Origin of the sequence: Pseudomonas trivialis, assembly GCF_001439805.1 — a bacterium.
Lineage (GTDB): Bacteria > Pseudomonadota > Gammaproteobacteria > Pseudomonadales > Pseudomonadaceae > Aquipseudomonas > Aquipseudomonas trivialis.
In genome coordinates, this window is record NZ_JYLK01000017.1 from 97353 (window position 1) to 115389 (window position 18037).

At 67.0% G+C, this 18037-nt stretch carries 3 protein-coding genes; all 3 read right to left on the reverse strand.

Features of this window, described 5'->3' with window-relative positions; all coding sequences use genetic code 11:
• Positions 1–39 precede the first annotated feature (39 nt).
• Genes TU79_RS21180 through TU79_RS21190 form a run of 3 tightly spaced genes read right to left on the reverse strand, consistent with a single transcriptional unit; the run spans position 40 to position 18029 of the window.
• Positions 40–13929, reverse strand: coding sequence for a non-ribosomal peptide synthetase (locus TU79_RS21180; RefSeq protein WP_057009828.1), 13890 nt, complete (start codon positions 13927–13929; stop codon positions 40–42).
• A 34-nt stretch (positions 13930–13963) separates the two neighbouring features.
• Complete coding sequence (locus TU79_RS21185; protein ID WP_057009829.1) at positions 13964–16948, reverse strand: non-ribosomal peptide synthetase; 2985 nt, start codon at positions 16946–16948, stop codon at positions 13964–13966.
• A 34-nt stretch (positions 16949–16982) separates the two neighbouring features.
• The gene (locus TU79_RS21190) at positions 16983–18029 is read right to left on the reverse strand and encodes a TauD/TfdA family dioxygenase (protein ID WP_057009830.1); all 1047 of its coding nucleotides are present in this window, start codon (positions 18027–18029) and stop codon (positions 16983–16985) included.
• Between the last annotated feature and the right edge of the window lie 8 nt (positions 18030–18037).

Sequence of the window (18037 nt, forward strand, 5' to 3'; positions counted from 1 at the left end):
AATCCATTTCAAATGCTTGGAGAGAACGGCGCGCCGTTCTCAGGAATTCGGTTTGCTCTTGAGCTTGCCCAGCAAGGTGTCGAGGGACTTTTGATTCAGTGCCTTGGCCAGCGGAAAGTCGGATGGCATCAATGCGCCAGCCTTGGGATCGCGGCAGTGTTCGAGCAGCGCTTGCAGGTGCGTGAGCAGGCGCGCCGGCAGGTCGCGGTCGGCCTCGGCGCTGACGCTGTGCCAATGCAGGTGCAACACGCCGTCCTCCAGCCACGCCACCACTTCACGGGCATGGCTCACACGGTTGGCAGGCGCAACCTCCGCCGGCGCCGCCAGGGTGCTGGCGCGCAACCAGCCGGCTGGCGGTTGCTCGTGGCCCAGGTAGTTGAACAGCACATCGCCGTTGCCGGCCGGCAACTCACCGCGCAGGCGCAGCAAGCCATAGCCCAGGCCCTGACCGGGCACCGCGCGCAAGGCTTCCTTGGCCTGGCGCGCCCAGTCGCCCACGCTGCCACGGGCGTTCACCCGCAGCGGGAACAGGGTGGTAAACCAACCCACGGTGCGGCTGACATCCAGCCCTTCAAAGCCCGCGTCGCGGCCATGGCGTTCCAGGTCAACCACGACCTCCTGGCGCTGATCGACTTCGGCCAGGGTTGCAACCAGTGCGGCGATCAGCAGTTCTTCCGGCTGGGTGCGGTAGGCGGCGTGGGACTCGGTCAACCATTGCTGGGTGCGCGTGGCATCCCAGCGCGCCGACAGGGTCTGGCGCTCGGCCACCGTGGCCTGCGGCATCGGGTTGACGGCGAGCTGGCGGCTCCAGTACGGCTGTTCGGCGCTGGCAGCGCGGGCGTGCAACTGCTCGGCCCATTGCCGGTACGCGGTGGTTTTTGCCGGCATCACCACGGGCGCGCCGCTTTCCAGGGCGGCATACACCTGCTGGAAATCTTCCAGCAACGGCCCCCAGGACACGGCGTCGATCACCAGGTGATGGGCCACCAGATACAGGCGCTGCGGCGTGCCTTCCAGCAGCGCGGCGGCGAACAACGGGCCGTGTTGCAGGTCCAGGCTCTGCGCCACCTGTTGCAGTTGCTGCGTTTGAGTTGCGAGGGTCAGCCGCGCCGGTTCCACCGTGGCAATAACGGCCTGCCATTGGCCGTCCACTGCGCTGAAACGCAGGCGCAATGCGTCGTGATGAGCGATCAGTTTATCCAGCGTTTGCTGCACCAGAGCCGGTTGCAATGGACGCGTGCTGTCGGCCAGCACCGATTGGTTCCAGTAGGCGGGCTGGGGTTGCTGCTGGTCGAAGAACCACTGGTGCAACGGCATCAACGGCATCGCACCGCTGACTTCGCCTTGCTCGGCCACGGCCAGCAGCGGCGTGATCAGCTGCGCCAGGCCCGCCGGGGTCTGGGCGCGGAACAGGTCTTTGGGCGTGAGGGCGTAACCCAGGTCGCGCAGCTGCGAAATCAGCTTGAGGCCGAGGATCGAGTCACCGCCCAGCGCAAAGAAGCTGTCCGCGGTGCCGACCGCGCGGCCGCCGGTGAGGCTGTCGCCAAGCAAGTCGCTGAACAGCTGGCACACCAGGCCTTCCAGGGCAGTGCGTGGTGCGACCGACGCCTGTTGGCGCTGCGGCAGAGGCAGCGCCGCCAGCGCCTTGCGGTCGAGCTTGCCATTGCTGGTCAGCGGCAGGCTTGGCAGTTGCACCCAAACGGCAGGCACCATATAAGCCGGCAGTTGCGCGCTGAGTGCGGCGCCCAGCGCCGTCTCGGCCGCAGCGCCGCTGTAGAACGCCACCAGGCGATTGTCGAGCACCAGCGTGCAGGCGCCGCTGACGCCTGGCCGGCCGAGCAAAGCAGCATCGATTTCGCCCAGTTCGATACGTTGGCCGCGCAGCTTGACCTGATGGTCGAGGCGGCCGAGGTAGTCGATATTGCCGTCAGCGCGGAAGCGGCAACGGTCACTGGTGCGATACAGGCGTTCGCCGTTCACCGTCAGGAAGCGTTCGGCGGTGAGGTCGTCACGTTTGAGGTAACCGCGCGCAACGCCGACGCCGCCGATATACAGCTCGCCGATGCTGCCAATCGGCAGCGGCTGCTGCTGATCATCCAGAATGTGCAGGCGCAGGTTGGCGATGGGTTTGCCAATCGGCACCACCGCGTCGTCGACCGAGCAACGCCACACCGACACGTCAATCGCCGCTTCGGTCGGGCCATACAGGTTGACCAGCGCCGCCGGGTGGCGGCTCATGAAACGCTGCACCAGATCCGCCGGCAGGGCTTCGCCGCTGGCGAACACCTGACGCAGGCTGCGGCAGTCAGCCAGACTCGGCTCTTCGGCAAACGCGCGCAGCATCGACGGCACGAAGTGCAGGGTGGTGACCTGCTCCTGCTGGATCAACTGGCTCAGGTAAGCCGGATCACGGTGCCCATCGGGACGCGCCACCACCAGCGTGGCGCCCGTGATCAGCGGCCAGAAGAACTCCCACACCGACACGTCGAAGCTGTAGGGGGTCTTTTGCAGCACGCGGTCGTCAGGCCCAATCGGAAATGCATCCTGCATCCAGTGCAGGCGGTTCATCAGCGCGCCGTGTTCGTTCATCACGCCTTTAGGCTGGCCGGTGGAACCGGAGGTGTAGAGCACGTAGGCGAGGTCATTGGCCTGCATGTTCAGCGGTTCGACGTTGTCAGCAGCGGGCAGTGAGTCCAGCGTCCACGCGTTATGGCCTGCGGGCAGGCGCGACAGCCACTGGGGCTGGGTCAACGTGACCAGAGCATCCGCATCCTCAATCAAAAACGCCAGACGCGCGGCCGGCAGCTCCGGATCGAGCGGCAGCCAGGCGGCGCCGGCGTGCACGATGCCGAGCAAGGCCACCACCATCTCCACCGAGCGCTCCATGCACACCGGCACAATCGATTCGCGGCCAATGCCAGCACTGCGCAGGGCGCGGGCGACGTGGTGGGCGCGCTGGTCCAGCTCGGCGTAGCTCAGGCGCTGGCCTTCGAAGACCAGGGCTTGCGCATTCGGCGTGCGTGCGGCCTGTTGGCTCAGGGCCGTGTGCAGGTCGGTCGGGCCGGGGTAATGCCGCTCGGTGGCGTTCCATTGCGCCAGTTGCGCCTGATCCTGCTGCTGCGGGAACAGCTCGACCAATGCGCGCTCCGGTGTTGCCACCAGTGCATCGAGCAGCGCACACCATTGCGCGCTCCAGCGTTGCATCGTCGCGGCGTTGAACAGCGCGGCCTGGTATTCCAGCGCCAGGGTCATGTCGCTGCCGTCGTCGTGCACTTCCCAGCTTTGTTCGAACTTGGCGTCGATGGCCGGCAGGGTGCGTTCTTCAAGGGCCAGTCCCGGCCACTGGCGGCTGTCCATATGGCCGTGATTGAGGGAGAACAGCACCTGAAACAGCGGCGTGCGGTTAAGGTCGCGGCGCTGGGTCACGGCGCTGACCAGGCTGGCGAACGGCAGGTCGGCGTGGGCCTGAGCGGCGCGCAGATCGGCTTCCACCGCGTCCAGCAGGCTAGCCGCCGGAGCCTGTTGGTCGACGTCGCTGCGGATCACCAGGGTATTGACCAGGCAGGCCAGCAGGGTCTGGGTTTGCGGCGAGTCGCGCTGGTCCGCCGGAGTGCCCAGGCGAATATCGCGCTGGCCGCTGTAGCGCGCCAGCAGGGCACTCAAGGCGCTGGCGAGCACCACGTACGGCGTGGTGCCGCGCTGCCGCGCGAAGTGGCGAATCGCCGCCGAACGCTCGCGGCCCAGGCTGAGATTCAGTTGACCGGCACGCCGATCCGCTTCGGCGGCGCGTGGCCGGTCCAGCGGCAGTTCGAGACGGTAGTCGTCCTCGCCCAGATGGTTTTTCCAGTAATCCAGGCTGGCCTCGCGCCGGGCCTGGGTGTGCGGGTGCTGTTGCCACAGGGCGAAGTCGATGTAGTCGATGGGCAGTGGCGTAAAGTCCGGCGCCTGCCCGTGCAGCCCGGCGCGGTAGGCCTGGGCCAGTTCGTCGATCAGCAGGCGCATGGCCCAGCCGTCGGTGGCGCTGTGGTGCAGGCACACCAGCAAGCGGTGCTCGTCGCTGCCCTGGCGGTGCATTAAATGCGCGCGCCAGGGGGCGGCGTTTGCCAGGTCGAAAGGGGCCATCAACTCGGTCTGCGCGCGGTTGCACGCACTGTCCCAGTCGCGCTCGGCAACCGACGTCACCTGCAGCGCCGGGCCTTGCGCATCGATCAGCAACTGCGCCTGGCCTGCGACTTCCCTAATGCGGCTGCGCAGCACCAGATGGCGCTCGCTGAGCTGATCAAAGGCGGCGCGCAAGGCCGGCAGGTTCAGGGCACCGGTCAAGGTCAGCGCGAACGGCATGTGGTATTCGCGCGATTGTGGCACCAGTCGGCTGAGCATCCAGAACCGCTGTTGCGCCAGGCCCAGCGGCAGGGCAGCCGGACGTGGCTGAGGCGTGATCTGTTCACCCGGCAAGGCGTCGTCCAGCTGCGCGGCCAGGGCCGCGACGGTCGGCTGGGCAAACACCCGTGCCAACGGCAAGGTCACGCCCAGGCGTTCCCGCACCCGGGCGACCAGTTGCGTGGCCAACAGGGAGTGGCCGCCAAGCTGGAAGAAGTGGTCGTCGATGCCCACCTGCGGGCATTGCAGCACTTCGCTGAACACCTCGCACAGCAGCGTTTCGTTGGCGTTGCGCGGTGCGCGGTGCGGCTGCTCGCGGCTGGCGTCCGGCAGGCGGATGGCGGCGAGTGCCTTGCGGTCAAGCTTGCCGTTGGGGCTGAGCGGCAGGTGCTCAAGCTGCACCAGCAGGCCCGGCAGCAGGTGGGACGGCAGCTCGCGGGCGAGTGCCGCGCGCAGGTCGGCTTCGCTGGCGTCACCGCTCCAGAAACTCACCAGACGTTGGTCGAGCAGCAGAGTGGCGGCCTCGCGGACCTGCGGCCGGGCCAGCAGGGCAGCGTCGATTTCGCCGAGTTCGATGCGCTGGCCGCGCAGCTTGACCTGATGGTCGAGGCGGCCGAGGTAGTCGATATTGCCGTCAGGCAGGAAGCGGCAGCGGTCACCGGTGCGGTACAGGCGTTCGCCATTTACCGTGAGGAAGCGTTCGGCGGTGAGGTCGTCACGTTTGAGGTAACCGCGCGCGACGCCAACACCACCGATATACAGTTCGCCGGCCGTACCGATGGGCAACGGCTGCTGCTGGTCATTCAGAATATGCAGCTGCAGGTTGGCGATGGGCTTGCCGATCGGCACCACAGCGTCGTCGACCGAGCAACGCCACACCGACACGTCAATCGCCGCTTCGGTCGGGCCATAGAGATTGACCAGCGCCGCCGAATGGCGGCTCATGAAACGCTGTACCAGATCCACGGGCAGGGCTTCGCCGCTGGCGAACACCTGACGCAGGCTGCGGCAGTCAGCCAAGCTCGGTTCTTCGGCAAACGCGCGCAGCATCGACGGCACAAAGTGCAGGGTGGTGACCTGTTCCTGCTGGATCAGCTGGCTGAGGTAGGCCGGGTCACGATGGCCATCGGGACGCGCCACCACCAGCGTGGCGCCCGTGATCAGCGGCCAGAAGAACTCCCACACCGACACGTCGAAGCTGTAGGGGGTCTTTTGCAGCACGCGGTCGTCAGGCCCAATCGGAAATGCATCCTGCATCCAGTGCAGGCGGTTCATCAGCGCGCCGTGTTCGTTCATCACGCCTTTGGGCTGGCCGGTGGAACCGGAGGTGTAGAGCACGTAGGCGAGGTCATTGGCCTGCATGTTCAGCGGTTCGGCGTCGCCCGCGTCGGGCAGTGAGTCCAGCGTCCACGCGTTGTGGCCTGCGGGCAGGCGCGACAGCCACTGGGGCTGGGTCAACGTGACCAGAGCTTCCGCATCCTCAATCAGAAATGCCAGACGCGCGGCCGGCAACTCGGGATCCAGCGGCAGCCAGGCGGCGCCGGCATGCACGATGCCGAGCAAGGCCACCACCATCTCCACCGAGCGCTCCATGCACACCGGCACAATCGATTCGCGGCCAATACCGGCGCTGCGCAGGGCGCGGGCGACGTGGTGGGCGCGCTGGTCCAGCTCGGCGTAGCTCAGGCGCTGGTCTTCGAAGACCAGAGCTTGCGCATTCGGCGTGAGTGCGGCCTGTTGGCTCAGGGCCGTGTGCAGGTCGGTCGGGCCGGGGTAATGCCGGTGGGTGGCGTTCCACGCCTGCTGTTGCACGCGCTCGGCGTCGGTCAGTGGCGACCATTCGCCGATCAGCGTCTGCGGTGCGTCGAGCATGCTTTCCAGCAATGCCTGCCATTGCGTCAACCAGCGTTGGGCGGTGGCCTGGCTGAACAGCGCGCTGCGGTATTCCAGCAACACCGACAGCACTTCGCCGTCGTGCACTTCCCAGTTCAGGTCGAACTTGGTGGCGGCGGCCGTCACCGCCCGTTCACGCACCTGCAAGTGCGGCCACTGGCCGACGTCGGCAGCGCCGTTCTGCATGACGAACAGCACCTGGAACAACGGCGTCTGACCGAGGCTGCGTTCGGGCGCGAGGTGTTCGACCAGTTGATCGAACGGCACGTCCTGATGCTGCTGGGCGTCGAGCACGGTGTTGCGCACCTGGTCGAGCAAGCCGGCGAAGTCCAGGTTCGGTGCCAGGTCGGCGCGCATCACCAGGGTGTTGACGAAGCAACCGATCAGCGGCTGCAACTCGGCCAATGGCCGCTGCGCCACCGGGCTGCCGACGCGCACGTCGCGCTGGTTGGCATAGCGTCCCAGCAACAGTTGTGCGGCGCTGAGCAGCAGCATGTACAGGGTTGCGCCGCGTTGCTGGGCAAACTGACGCAAGCGCGCGGTCAGCTCGGCGGGCAATTGCACTTGCACCGAGTCGGCATGCGGATCGAGCAGGTGCGGGCGTGGCTGGTCGGTGGGCAGTTCCAACTGGTAGCTGGTGTCCTGCAGTTGCGTTCGCCAGTAGGCCAACTGGCTGTCGAATCGCGCCTGTTGCGCCGCCTCGCGCTGCCACAGCGCGTAGTCCGGGTATTGCAGGGCCAGCGCCGGCAGGCTGTGGTGCTCGCCTTTGTAGCAGCGAGCCAGTTCGTCGAGCAGGTTCTGCGTGGAGGCATCGTCGGTCACGCAGTGGTGCAGGGTCAGCACCAGCAACGCCTGCCTGTTGCGTTTGAGCAGGCGCGCGCGAATCGGCGCTTCACGGGACAGGTCAAAGCGCTGCGCGGTGGCGGCCTGGATCGCGTCTTCGTTCAGTTGTTGCCAGTGCGCGTCGGTGACGGCGTCCCAGTGCGTCATGGCCAGCGTCAGCTCGACGTGGGGTTCGATCACCAGCGCCAGTTCACCGGCCGGCTCACGCACGATGCGGCTGCGCAGGATTTCGTGGCGTTGAATCACACTGTTCAGCGCCGCTTGCAGCGCCGGAACATGCAGCTCGCCGTCGAACTGCACGGCGCTGACCACGTTGTACTCACTGGCGCCGCTCAGTTGCTCGAGAAACCACAGGCGCTGCTGTTCGAACGACAGCGGCAGGCGTGCAGGCCGCGGAGCGGGCACGAAGGTGTCGCGGGGTGTTTGCAGCGGCTGCGCGAGCAACGCCGCCAGGGCGTGCAACGTGGGATGTTCGAACACCGCCCGCAGCGGTGGCACTGTGGCAAATTGCTGACGCAGGCGCGCAAACAGCACGGCCGCCAACAGCGAATGGCCACCCAGGTAAAAGAACTGGCTGTCACGCCCGATTGCGCTCAACGGCAGCTTCAGCAGCTCGGCCCACAGGGCGGCGAGCTGGCGTTCGGCGTCGGTGCGCGGTGGGTCCGTGGCGTCCGGCTCGGCCTGGGTGTGCGGCGCGGGCAAGGCCTTGCGGTTGAGTTTGCCGTTATCGGTCAAGGGCAACTGGTCCAGCACCACAAAGGCCGACGGCACCATGTAGTCGGGCAGGGCGGCGCCAAGGGCGTGGCGCCACGCGCTGAGGTCGGGCTGGTCGCCACTGACGTAGGCCACCAGGCGCTTGTCGCCAGGCACGTCTTCACGGGCCAGCACCACCGCCTGGCGTACGCCGGGTTGCGCGCCGAGCAGGGCTTCGATTTCGCCCAGTTCTACGCGGAAACCACGGATTTTCACTTGATGGTCCATGCGGCCCAGGTATTCGAGCTGACCACCGGGCAGCCAGCGCACCAGGTCGCCGGACTTGTACATCCTTGCCTCTGGCAGCGGTGAGAACGGATCGTCGATGAATACCTTGGCGGTCTGTTCGGCGCGGTTGAGGTAACCGCGGGTCACGCCGGCACCGCCGATATGCAGCTCGCCGGGCACGCCCACCGGCAGCGGGTTGAGGAACGCGTCGAGCACGTAGGTGCGCACGTTGGCAATCGGCCGGCCAATGATCGGCCGCTGCGGGAAGTCATCCACCGCGCAGCCGGTGGCATCCACGGTGCACTCGGTGGGGCCGTAGGTGTTGAAGAAGCGGCTGCCGGCGATGGACGGCAGGCGTTGCCAGAGCTGCGCGTCCACCGCATCGCCGCCAAACAGCACGAAGCGCGGCAGGTAGGTCTCGCCACGGCGCACACCGTCGGTTTCGAGCAGGCTCTTGAGCTGCGCCGGGGTGCATTCGAAGGCGTCCAGGCGTGTGTCCTTGAAGAATTGCGCCAGGGTGGCCGGGTCGTAGCGCACGTCTTCCGGGGTCAAGTACAGGCTGTGGCCGTCGAGCAGCAGGATGAGTTCGGCCACCGAACTGTCGAAGGCGAACGAGTAGTTGAAGCTGGTGCGCATCGGCTGGTCGGTGTAGCGGCGGTACAGACCGTGAATGCGCGCCCAGGCCAGGTTGACCACCGATTTGTGGGTAACCAGCGTGCCCTTGGGCTTACCGGTGGAGCCGGAGGTGTACATGAGGTAGGCCAGGTCATCGGGACCTGCCAGCGCGGCGGGGTTGCTCTCGGGTTGGCTGGCGAGCAGCGCGGCGTCGGCGTCCAGATGCAGGCGTGGCAGGTGGCTGCCCAGCTGTTCGAGCAGGCCTTGCTGGCCGACGAACAACAGCGGCTGCGCGTCGTCGAGCATGTAGGCCAGGCGCTCGGCCGGGTAGCTCGGGTCCAGCGGCACATAGGCGCCACCGGCCTTGAGAATGCCCAGCAGGCCGATCAACAATTCCAGCGAACGCTCCACACACAGCGCCACCGGTCGGTTGGCGCCCACGCCTTGCCCACGCAGGTAATGGGCGACCTGGTTGGCGCGGCGGTTCAGTTCGGCGTAGCTCAGGCGTCGGCCTTCAAAGCACAGCGCATCACGCTCAGGCGTGCGTTCGGCCTGTTGTTCGAACAGCTGGGCGAAGGTCAGGTGCTGCGGCACGTCCATTTCGGTACGGTTCCACTCCACCACCGTGCGCTGCCACTCGGCGGGCATCAGCAAGGGCAGGGTGGCGACCGCGCGTTGCGGCGCGGCGAGCAGTTGTTCCAGCAGGTGTTCCAGGCGCGCCAGGGTTTGCCGCGCGCTGTCCTGGGTGAACAGGTCGAGGGCGAACATCAGTTCGAGCTGAATCGGCGCATCGGCCGGGCACAGCACGTGCAGGTCGAGGTCGCATTCGGAGTGCTTGAGCGGCGTGTCGAGCGCTTCGAAGGCCAGCCCCGGAAACTGCAGGCGTGCCTCCATGGCCAATTGCTGCGCAACCATCACCTGATACAGCGGCGCATGGCTGAGGCTGCGCGGCAGTTGCAGGCTGTCCACCAGTTGTTCGAACGGCAGGTCCTGGTGTTGCAGGCCTTCGCGCAAACGCGTGGCGACCTGGACAACCACCGCGTTGAAATCGGCCTGGGCGCTGAAGTCGGCGCGGATCGCCAAGTTGTTCAGCAGGATCCCCAGCAGGCCTTCGGTGCCCGGCTGTTCACGGTGGGTAACCGGGGTGCCGATCAGTACGGTGGCGTCGCCGCTCAGGCGGTGCATCAACACCGCAAAGCCTGCGAACAGTACGCTGAACGGCGTAGTGCCCAGGCGACTGGCGAGTGCCTGCACGCGGCCGCTGAGGGCGGCGCTGAGTTCGCGTTGCACCAGCCCCGCGCGGTAGCTCTGCACCGACGGCCGTGGATGGTCGGTGGGCAAGGCCAGCAGGGGGCTGGCGTCCTGGTCGCGGCGGTCAAGGGTGCGCGTCCAGTAATCGAGTTGGCGCGCAAGTTCAGCGCCTTGCAGGTGATCACGCTGCCACAGGGCGAAGTCGGCGTATTGCAGGGGCAGGGCCGGCAATTGTGCGGCGGCGCCGTGGCGGCGGGCTTCGTACCCTTGCGCCAGCTCACGCAGGGCGATGGTGGCCGACCAGGCGTCGGACACCAGGTGATGCAGGGCAATGCCCAGCACGTGCTCGTCCGGCGCCACTTTGAGCAGGCGCGCGCGCAGCAGCGGCGGTGCCGTCAGGTCAAAGGGCTGTTCGAAGGTGGCTTGCAGGGCGTTGAACTGCGCGCCTTCACGGGCGGTGGCGGCCAGGTTCGACAGGTCTTCGAACGGCAGCTCAATGTTCAGCGTCGCGCTGATGTGCTGGCTCGGCACGCCGTCCACGCTGCGAATGCCGGTGCGCAGGATTTCATGGCGCGCCAGCAGGTCATTCAGGCTCGCGTGCAGGGCTGCCACGTCGAGTGGCCCGCTGAGGCGCAGGGCAAACGGGATATTGAACAGCGTGGTGCCGGGCGTCAGTTGCTCGATAAACCACAGGCGTTGCTGGGAGAACGACAACGGCAGCAGCGCCGGGCGCGGTCTGGCCTGCAGCGAATCGGCTGCGACGGCTTGCGGTGCGGCGGCCTGCGCCTCACGCTCGGCAATGGCCACGGCCAGCAGGGCAACGGTGGGCTGCTCGAACAACACCCGCAGCGGCAGCTCGAGTTTGAACGTGCTGCGCAGGCGCGCGACGATCTGCGTCGCCAGCAGCGAGTGGCCGCCGAGGGTGAAGAAATTGTCTTCCACACCCACGCTGTCGCGGCCCAGCACGTCGGCCCAGATGGCGGCAATGGCGGTTTCGTGTTCGTTACGCGGCGCGAGGCTTTCGCTGGCATCGGCCTGCCAGGTCAGTTGCAGCGCGGCCAGGGCCTTGCGGTCGACCTTGCCGTTGTTGTTCAGCGGCAGGCGGTCGAGGCATTCAAAGGCGGCCGGCACCATGTACGGCGGCAACTGCGCGCGCAGGTGTTCGCTCAGGCCATTGTTGCCCAGGCTTTCGTCATGGGCCGACCAGTAGGCCACCAGCCAGGCTTCGCCCACGCTGTTTTCGCGCAGCAATACCGCCGCTTCGCGCACGTTCGGGTGCAGGGCCAGACGGTGTTCGATTTCGGTCAGTTCGATGCGGTGCCCGCGCAGCTTGACCTGCTGGTCGCGGCGGCCGAGGTATTCGAGCACCCCGTCGGCACGCCAGCGGCCAAGGTCGCCAGTGCGGTACAGGCGAGCGTCGAGCTGCGCATGCTCGATGAAGGCTTCGGCGCTGCGCTGCGGGTCGTGCAGGTAGCCGCGACCCACGCCGACGCCGCCGACGCAGATTTCCCCGGCCACGCCGACGGGCACCGGGCGCAGTGCTTCATCGAGCACGTACAGGCGGTTGTTGGCGGTGGGCTTGCCGATGGGCATGTGGCTGACGCTGGCATACGGCGCTTCGGTAATCGGCTGGAACGCCACGTCGTCGGCGCATTCGGCCGGGCCGTAGGCGTTCATCAGTGCGATGGCGGGGAACCGCCCAAACCAGTCGCGGGCCACGGTCGGCGGCAGCGCTTCGCCGGTGGGCAGCACCCAGCGCAGATCGGGCAGTTGCAGGTCGCACGGGCACAGCGCAAGCAGGGTGCGCATCAGGCTCGGGACGATTTCCAGCACATGCAGGCGCTCGCTGGCGAGCGCCTGCAGCAGGCGTTGCGGGTCGTGGGCGACCTCGTCCGGCAGGATGTGCACGGTGGCGCCGAGTACCGGGGCGGCGAGGAACTGCCACACGCTGATATCGAAGGCCACCGAAGCGGTCTGGGGAATGCGGTCGGCGGCGTTCAGGCCCAGGGCCGGGACTTTGCCGAAGATGTTATTGAGCATGCCGCGCTGTTCGATCATCACGCCCTTGGGCGTACCGGTCGAGCCCGAGGTGAACAGCACGTAGGCCAGACTGTGCGGGCTGCCGGCCGGTGCCAGCGGTGCATCGTTGGGGGTGTTCCAGGCCGCTTCGGCGAACAGTGCCCGGGGCGCGTGATCGAGGCCGCTGAGCAACTGATCGAGCAGGCCGCTGCAGTCTTCACTGGCGACCAGCAAGGGCGCGCGGGACAGGCCGAGGATTTCGCGCAGGCGCTCGGGCGGGTGGTTGACCTCCAGCGGCAGCATCGCCGCGCCGGCCTTGAACACCGCGATCATCGCGGTCAACAGCGCCAGGCCACGGGGGGCGAGCAGCGCCACCAACCGGTCTTCGGCGGCGCCGGCCGCACGCAGGGCGTGGGCCAGGCGCGTGGCGCGCCGGTCCAGTTCGGCGTAGGTCAGGGACTGGCCGTCGCAGATAGCGGCCACCTGATCGCCGCGTTCGGCGACTTGGGCGGCAAACAGTTCGGCGTAGCTTTTATCCAGCGGGAAGTCGTGGGGGTTGAGCGCCCAGTCGCCAAGCAATTGCTCGCGTTCATCGGCGGCCAGCAGCTCGAAACTGCCCAGCGCTGCCTCTGGCGCGGCGAGCATGCCGCGCACCAGGCTGGCCAGGTGGCCGAGCAGGCGCTGCACCGTCTCGGCGGTGAAACGCTCACGGTCGTACGACACGCGGATGCCCAGTTGCTCGCCGGGCAGGATCACCACGGTCAAGCCGTAGTGGGTATGCACGCTGTGGTCCATGCCGTCGAGGCTGAACTGAAAGCCGCCGTCGAGAATCTGCTCATCAATGGGGGCGTTCTCGAACACCAGGATGCTGTCGAACAGGGTTTCGCCGCGGGGGAAGTCGCTCCAGCCCTGGATATCGGTGAGCGGCGTGTGCTCGAAGTCGCGCATCTGCACGTTGAGTGCCTGCAAGTCCCCCAGCCAGTCGCCCAGCCGCGCCTCGGGATCGACGCTGACGCGCAAGGGCAGGGTGTTGATGAACAGGCCGATCATTTCGGCAACACCGGTGAGTTCGGCCGGACGCCCGGCCACGGTGACGCCGAACACCACGTCGTGTTGCCCGCTGTAGCGCGACAGCAGCAGCGACCACACGCCCTGGAAAAAGGTGTTGGGGGTGATCCGGCGGCTGCGGCAGAAACTGGCCAGCGCCTGGGTGTGTTGCGCGTCCAGGTGGACCAGTTGGTCCTCCACCAGCACCGCATCGGTATAGCGGTCGCGCGTTACGCCGTTGTCCACGGTGAGCGGCGTCGGTGCGTTGAGCCCGTGCAACTGGCCGCGCCAGAACTGCTCGGCCTTGCCCGCGTCCTGACGTTGCAGCCATTGGATGTAATCGCGAAACGGCCGGGGGCTGCTGATCTGCGGCGTGCGCTGGTTGCACAGCGCCTCGTAGACCTTGAGAAAGTCCACGGTCACCAGGGAAATGCACCAGGCGTCCATCAGGATATGGTGGAAGCTGCGGATGAATTCATAGGCCTCATCGGCCAGGCGCACCAGACGAAAGCGGATCAGCGGCGGCTTGGACAGGTTGAAGCCGACTTTCTGCTCCTCCTCCAGCAGCACACGAATGCGCGCCTGCTGCTCGTGGGGCGCCAGCCCGCGCAGGTCGAGGGTATCGAGGGGCACCTTGACCTCGCGGTGGATCACCTGCACCGGCTGCTTCCGGGTTTTCCACTGGAAGCTCGCCCGCAGTGACGGGTGCAGCGCCACCACTTGGCGCCACGCTTCAAGAAACGCGGTCTCGTCAATGGCCCCACCGATTCGGTAGCGATCCTGCATCAGGTACACCCCGGAGTCCTCGTGCAGCAGGGAGTGGAACAGCATCCCTTGTTGCAGCGGTGACAGCGGGTAGACATCTTCGATCGGATTGCGCGTGGTCTTGTCGGTGGTCATTCAAAACGTCCTGCAGAAATAGGGGCGACGGCGATTACAGGTCGGCGTCGTTGAGCTCGGCCATCAGCGCGTTGAGTTCGTCATCCGACATGCCGGAGGCGCTGAACTCGGCGCTTTGCGCCTGCGCCGGGCTTTTGTCCAGCGGCTGGGCGACGCTGGCCATGGCGGCGATGCTCTGGTGCTCGAACACGTGCTTGGCCGACAGTGCGATGCCTTGTTCGTGGGCCTGGGCCACCACTTGCAGGCTGAGAATCGAGTCGCCGCCGATGGCGAAGAAGCTCTCGGTGACGCTGACACGGGGCAGTTTCAGGACCTTGGCGACGATGGTGTGCAGCGTGGTTTCCATCGGCGTGCGCGGGGCCACATGGCTGCTCTGGTCAAGTTGATCCGGGTCGGGCAACTGCTGGAGGTCGAGCTTGCCGTTGGGCGTGCGCGGGAAGGCGCTGAGGGTGATTACGCGGGTGGGCACCATGTACGACGGCAAGCGCTCGCCGAGGTAGCGCTTGAGCGCTTCGGAATCCGGCGCATAGCCGTGGGCGGCGAGCACGTAGGCGAGCAGGCGCTTGCCGGCGGGCTGGTCCTGCACGATCACTGCCGCTTCGCGCACGTCGCTGTGGCTGCACAGTTGGCGCTCGATCTCGCCGAGCTCGATGCGGTAGCCGCGCAACTTGACCTGATGGTCCTTGCGCCCGAGGAACGCCAGGCGCCCGTCGGCCAGCCAGCAGGCGAGGTCGCCGGTACGGTAGGCGCGGGTGCCATCGGCGAGGGTGACGAAGGCGTTGGCGGTTTCTTCGGGTTTGTGGCGGTAACCCCGGGCCAGGGTCGGGCCGGCAAGAATGATCTCGCCCGGTTCACCGATGCCGCTGGCGACGTCGTGTTCATTGAGCACGCGCAGGTCCATGCCGGCAATCGGGCGGCCGATGGTCAGGGCGCGGTCGGTGTCGAGCACGTCGTAAGTGGCCCACACGGTGGCTTCGGTGGGGCCGTATTCGTTGACCAGCAAGGCGCCGGGCAGGGCGTTGCGGTGCTGGGCAATCAGCGACGGCGGGCAGGCCTCACCGGCAACGATCCAGCAGCGCAGGCTGTCGGCGCCACCCAACTGGTCCAGCAGCGCCTGGTACAGCGACGGCAGCGACAGGCCATGGCTGACCCGGTGCTGCGCGATCAACTGCGCCAGGCGCGCCATGTCCAGTTCTTCGCCGGGCGCCGGCAAGACCAGGCGACCGCCCTGGGCCAGGGTCCAGAAAATGCCGGCCACCGAGCTGTCGAAGGCAAATGACGACAGCAGCAGGTAGGCGCTCACGGGCGTCTCATAGGCGGCCATGCGCACCTGGGTGGAATGGCTCAGGGCGCCGTGGCTGATTTCCACGGCTTTGGGTGCGCCGGTGGAACCGGAGGTGTAGATCAGGTACGCAAGGTCGTCGCGGTGGGGCAGTGGCAATGGCGGCAGCGCGCTGGCGGCGTGCAGATCGGCCAGCACAAAGCAGTGCAGGCCGGTCGGGACGCTGTCGGCCAGCTCGGGGCTGACGACGATGTGCGCGATGGCGCTGTCGGCGAGCATGTAGGCGCGCCGGTCCTGCGGGTAAGTGGGGTCGACCGGCACGTAGGCGCCACCGGCCTTCATTACGGCGAGCATGGCGACGATGGCGGCGTTGCCGCGCGGGAACAGAATGCCCACCGGCACGTTGGCGGCGATCCCGGCGTTCGCCAGTTGGTGCGCCAGTTGGGTGGCGCTGGCGTCCAGTTGCGCGTAGGTCAGGTCGCCCTGTTGATCGCTGAGGGCGACGGCATCGGGCTGGCGCTGCACCTGGCGGGCGATCAGCTCCACCAGCGTCACCGCTTCGATCTCCGGCTGCTGTGTCGGTGCGGCGATGATCGCAGTTTGCTGCGGGCCGCTGATGGGCAGTAGTGCCCAGGTCTGCTGCGGGTTGGCCAGCGCGGCCTGCAGCAGTTGCGTCCATTGCTCGGCCAGGCAGGCGGCCGCTTCGGTGCTGAGCTGATTGCAGTCGTAGACCAACTGGGCGCGGAGCCGGTCGCTGCCTTGATGGACCTGCAGGCACGCCTTGGCCGGGCTCGTCACCGCGCTGGCCTCGCGCTCGCGCGGGTCACTGGCGCGCCAGGCGAAGGCGTAACCGCCGCTGAGGTCGCCAGTGTAATAGTCCTGCCAGCCGGCGGCGCGCTCTACCAGGGTGCCGATATGGCTGCTCTGTTCCAGCAGGGTGGCCTGCGCCTGCAGGTCGATGCGCAGGGGCAGGCTCTGCTCGAACAGGCCCACGGCGCTGTCGAGTTCCGGTCCACGGCTGGGGTGAATCAGGGTAATGGGCACTTGCTGCTGCCCGGACAGGCGCCCGAGCAGCACGGCCCAGGCGGTCAGCATCAGGTGGGCGGTGAAGGCCGGGTGGTTGGGCAGGCTGATGTCCAGATGTGCGGGGGCAAATCCACCGTCACGGGGTGTTTCCAGTGACAGTTGCAAGGCATGCCGTTCGTGCTCGGCCCCAGGGTTCCAGAACAGCGCGCCGGGATGCTGCGGTGCGTCTTCGACCAGGCTCCAGCGCCATTCGGCGTAATCGGCGTATTGCAGGCTGTCGGCGAGGTCCGGTGGGGTGTCTTGCAGCAGGGCTGTCGCCAGCAGTGTGAGGCTGGCGAGGTCCAGGTGACTGCTGGCGGCGGCCAGGTGCAGCACCTGGCCGTCGGGCCGTTGCACGAGGGTGACCGTCAGCGGCGGTGTCCAGTCCTGCGGCAGCGACGGGATCTGCTGCGCAAGGCTCACACGCAACGCGGACGTGTCATGGATCACCTGCACCGGGTGGCGCAAGCCGGGCACCGGCGTCAGTTGGGTGCGCAGGATCTCGCTGCCGCCCGCCAGCGCCTGCAGGCGCTGTGTGAGGGTGTCAGCGTCGACCGGCTGGGTCACGGCCCATTGCAGCTGGCAACCGAACGGGTGCCGGCTGCCGCCGTTGAGGTGTGGGTAAAGGGACGCCTGTTGCGGCGAGATGCGAAAGCCTTGAAGTCCGTTCATGTTCAACTCAACTGCAAAATAGGGGGGAGAGCGCTCACACGGCGACGTCGCTGGACAGCAGGGCCTCGGCCATGCCGGTCATGATTGCGCGCTTGCCGGTAAAGGGTTCGCGGCCGTGGACTGCGAGCATGTTGTCGATAAACAGTACGTCGCCCTGTTGCCAGCTGAAGCGCACCAGCGAATCGAGGTAGGCGGCGCGCAGCGCTTGCAGCACCTGGGGCTCGATGGGCGTGCCATCGCCGTAAAAGGTGTTGGTGGGCAGGTCGAGGTCGTTGAAGTTGCCTTGCAGCGAATCGCGGATCGCCGCCGGCAGGGTGCTGATGTGAAAGAACGTGGCGTGGTTGAACCAGACCTCTTCGCCGGTACGCGGGTGGCGCACCACGGCCGGGCCGCGCTGGCGAGTGCGCAGGCGGTTGTCTTCCTTCCACTCGACCTCGATGCCGACGCTGGCGCAGTAGGCTTCGACGTCGCTGCGCTCGCTGGACTGGAACACGCTCTGCCACGGCAGGCCGAAGCCGTCGCCGTAGTTGCGCACGTAGAGCACGCCTTTTTCGCGAAAGCGCGCCTGGATCTCGCTGCTGATGCGTGACTTGACCGTGCGGGTGGAGCCAATCGGGGTTTCGCCGCCGGTCTCGGAAGGCAACTGGCAGTAGAAGAACAGCCGCAGCGGAAACCGGGGCGAATAGGAATGCTCGTTGTGCGGAAAGATCATCTGGTCGGCCGGGTAATCGGTCGAGGTGTAGATGTTGCCGCCCACCCGGGTGCGCGGCGAGGCGCGGAACATGTATTCCAGGGCGCCGGGGGACAGCGCGGCGATGACCTGGTCGAACTGCTCCACCGAGTTGACGCCGAAGCCACGAAACAGCAGGGCGCCGTGTTGCAGCAGTTTCTGTTCCAGGGCATCGCGCTCACTGGCGGCCCACGCCGCGAGGTCAACGCCTTCGACGGCCGGTTCGATCACCAGCGGCAGGGCATGGTCGGCGCTGAGCAGGCGTTCGCTGACCAGTTGCCGTGGGGCGACGTTCATCGCTTTGCGGCGTACACCGCCGAGGGTGCGCGGCGTTGGGGGTACGTCTGGCATACAGGCAT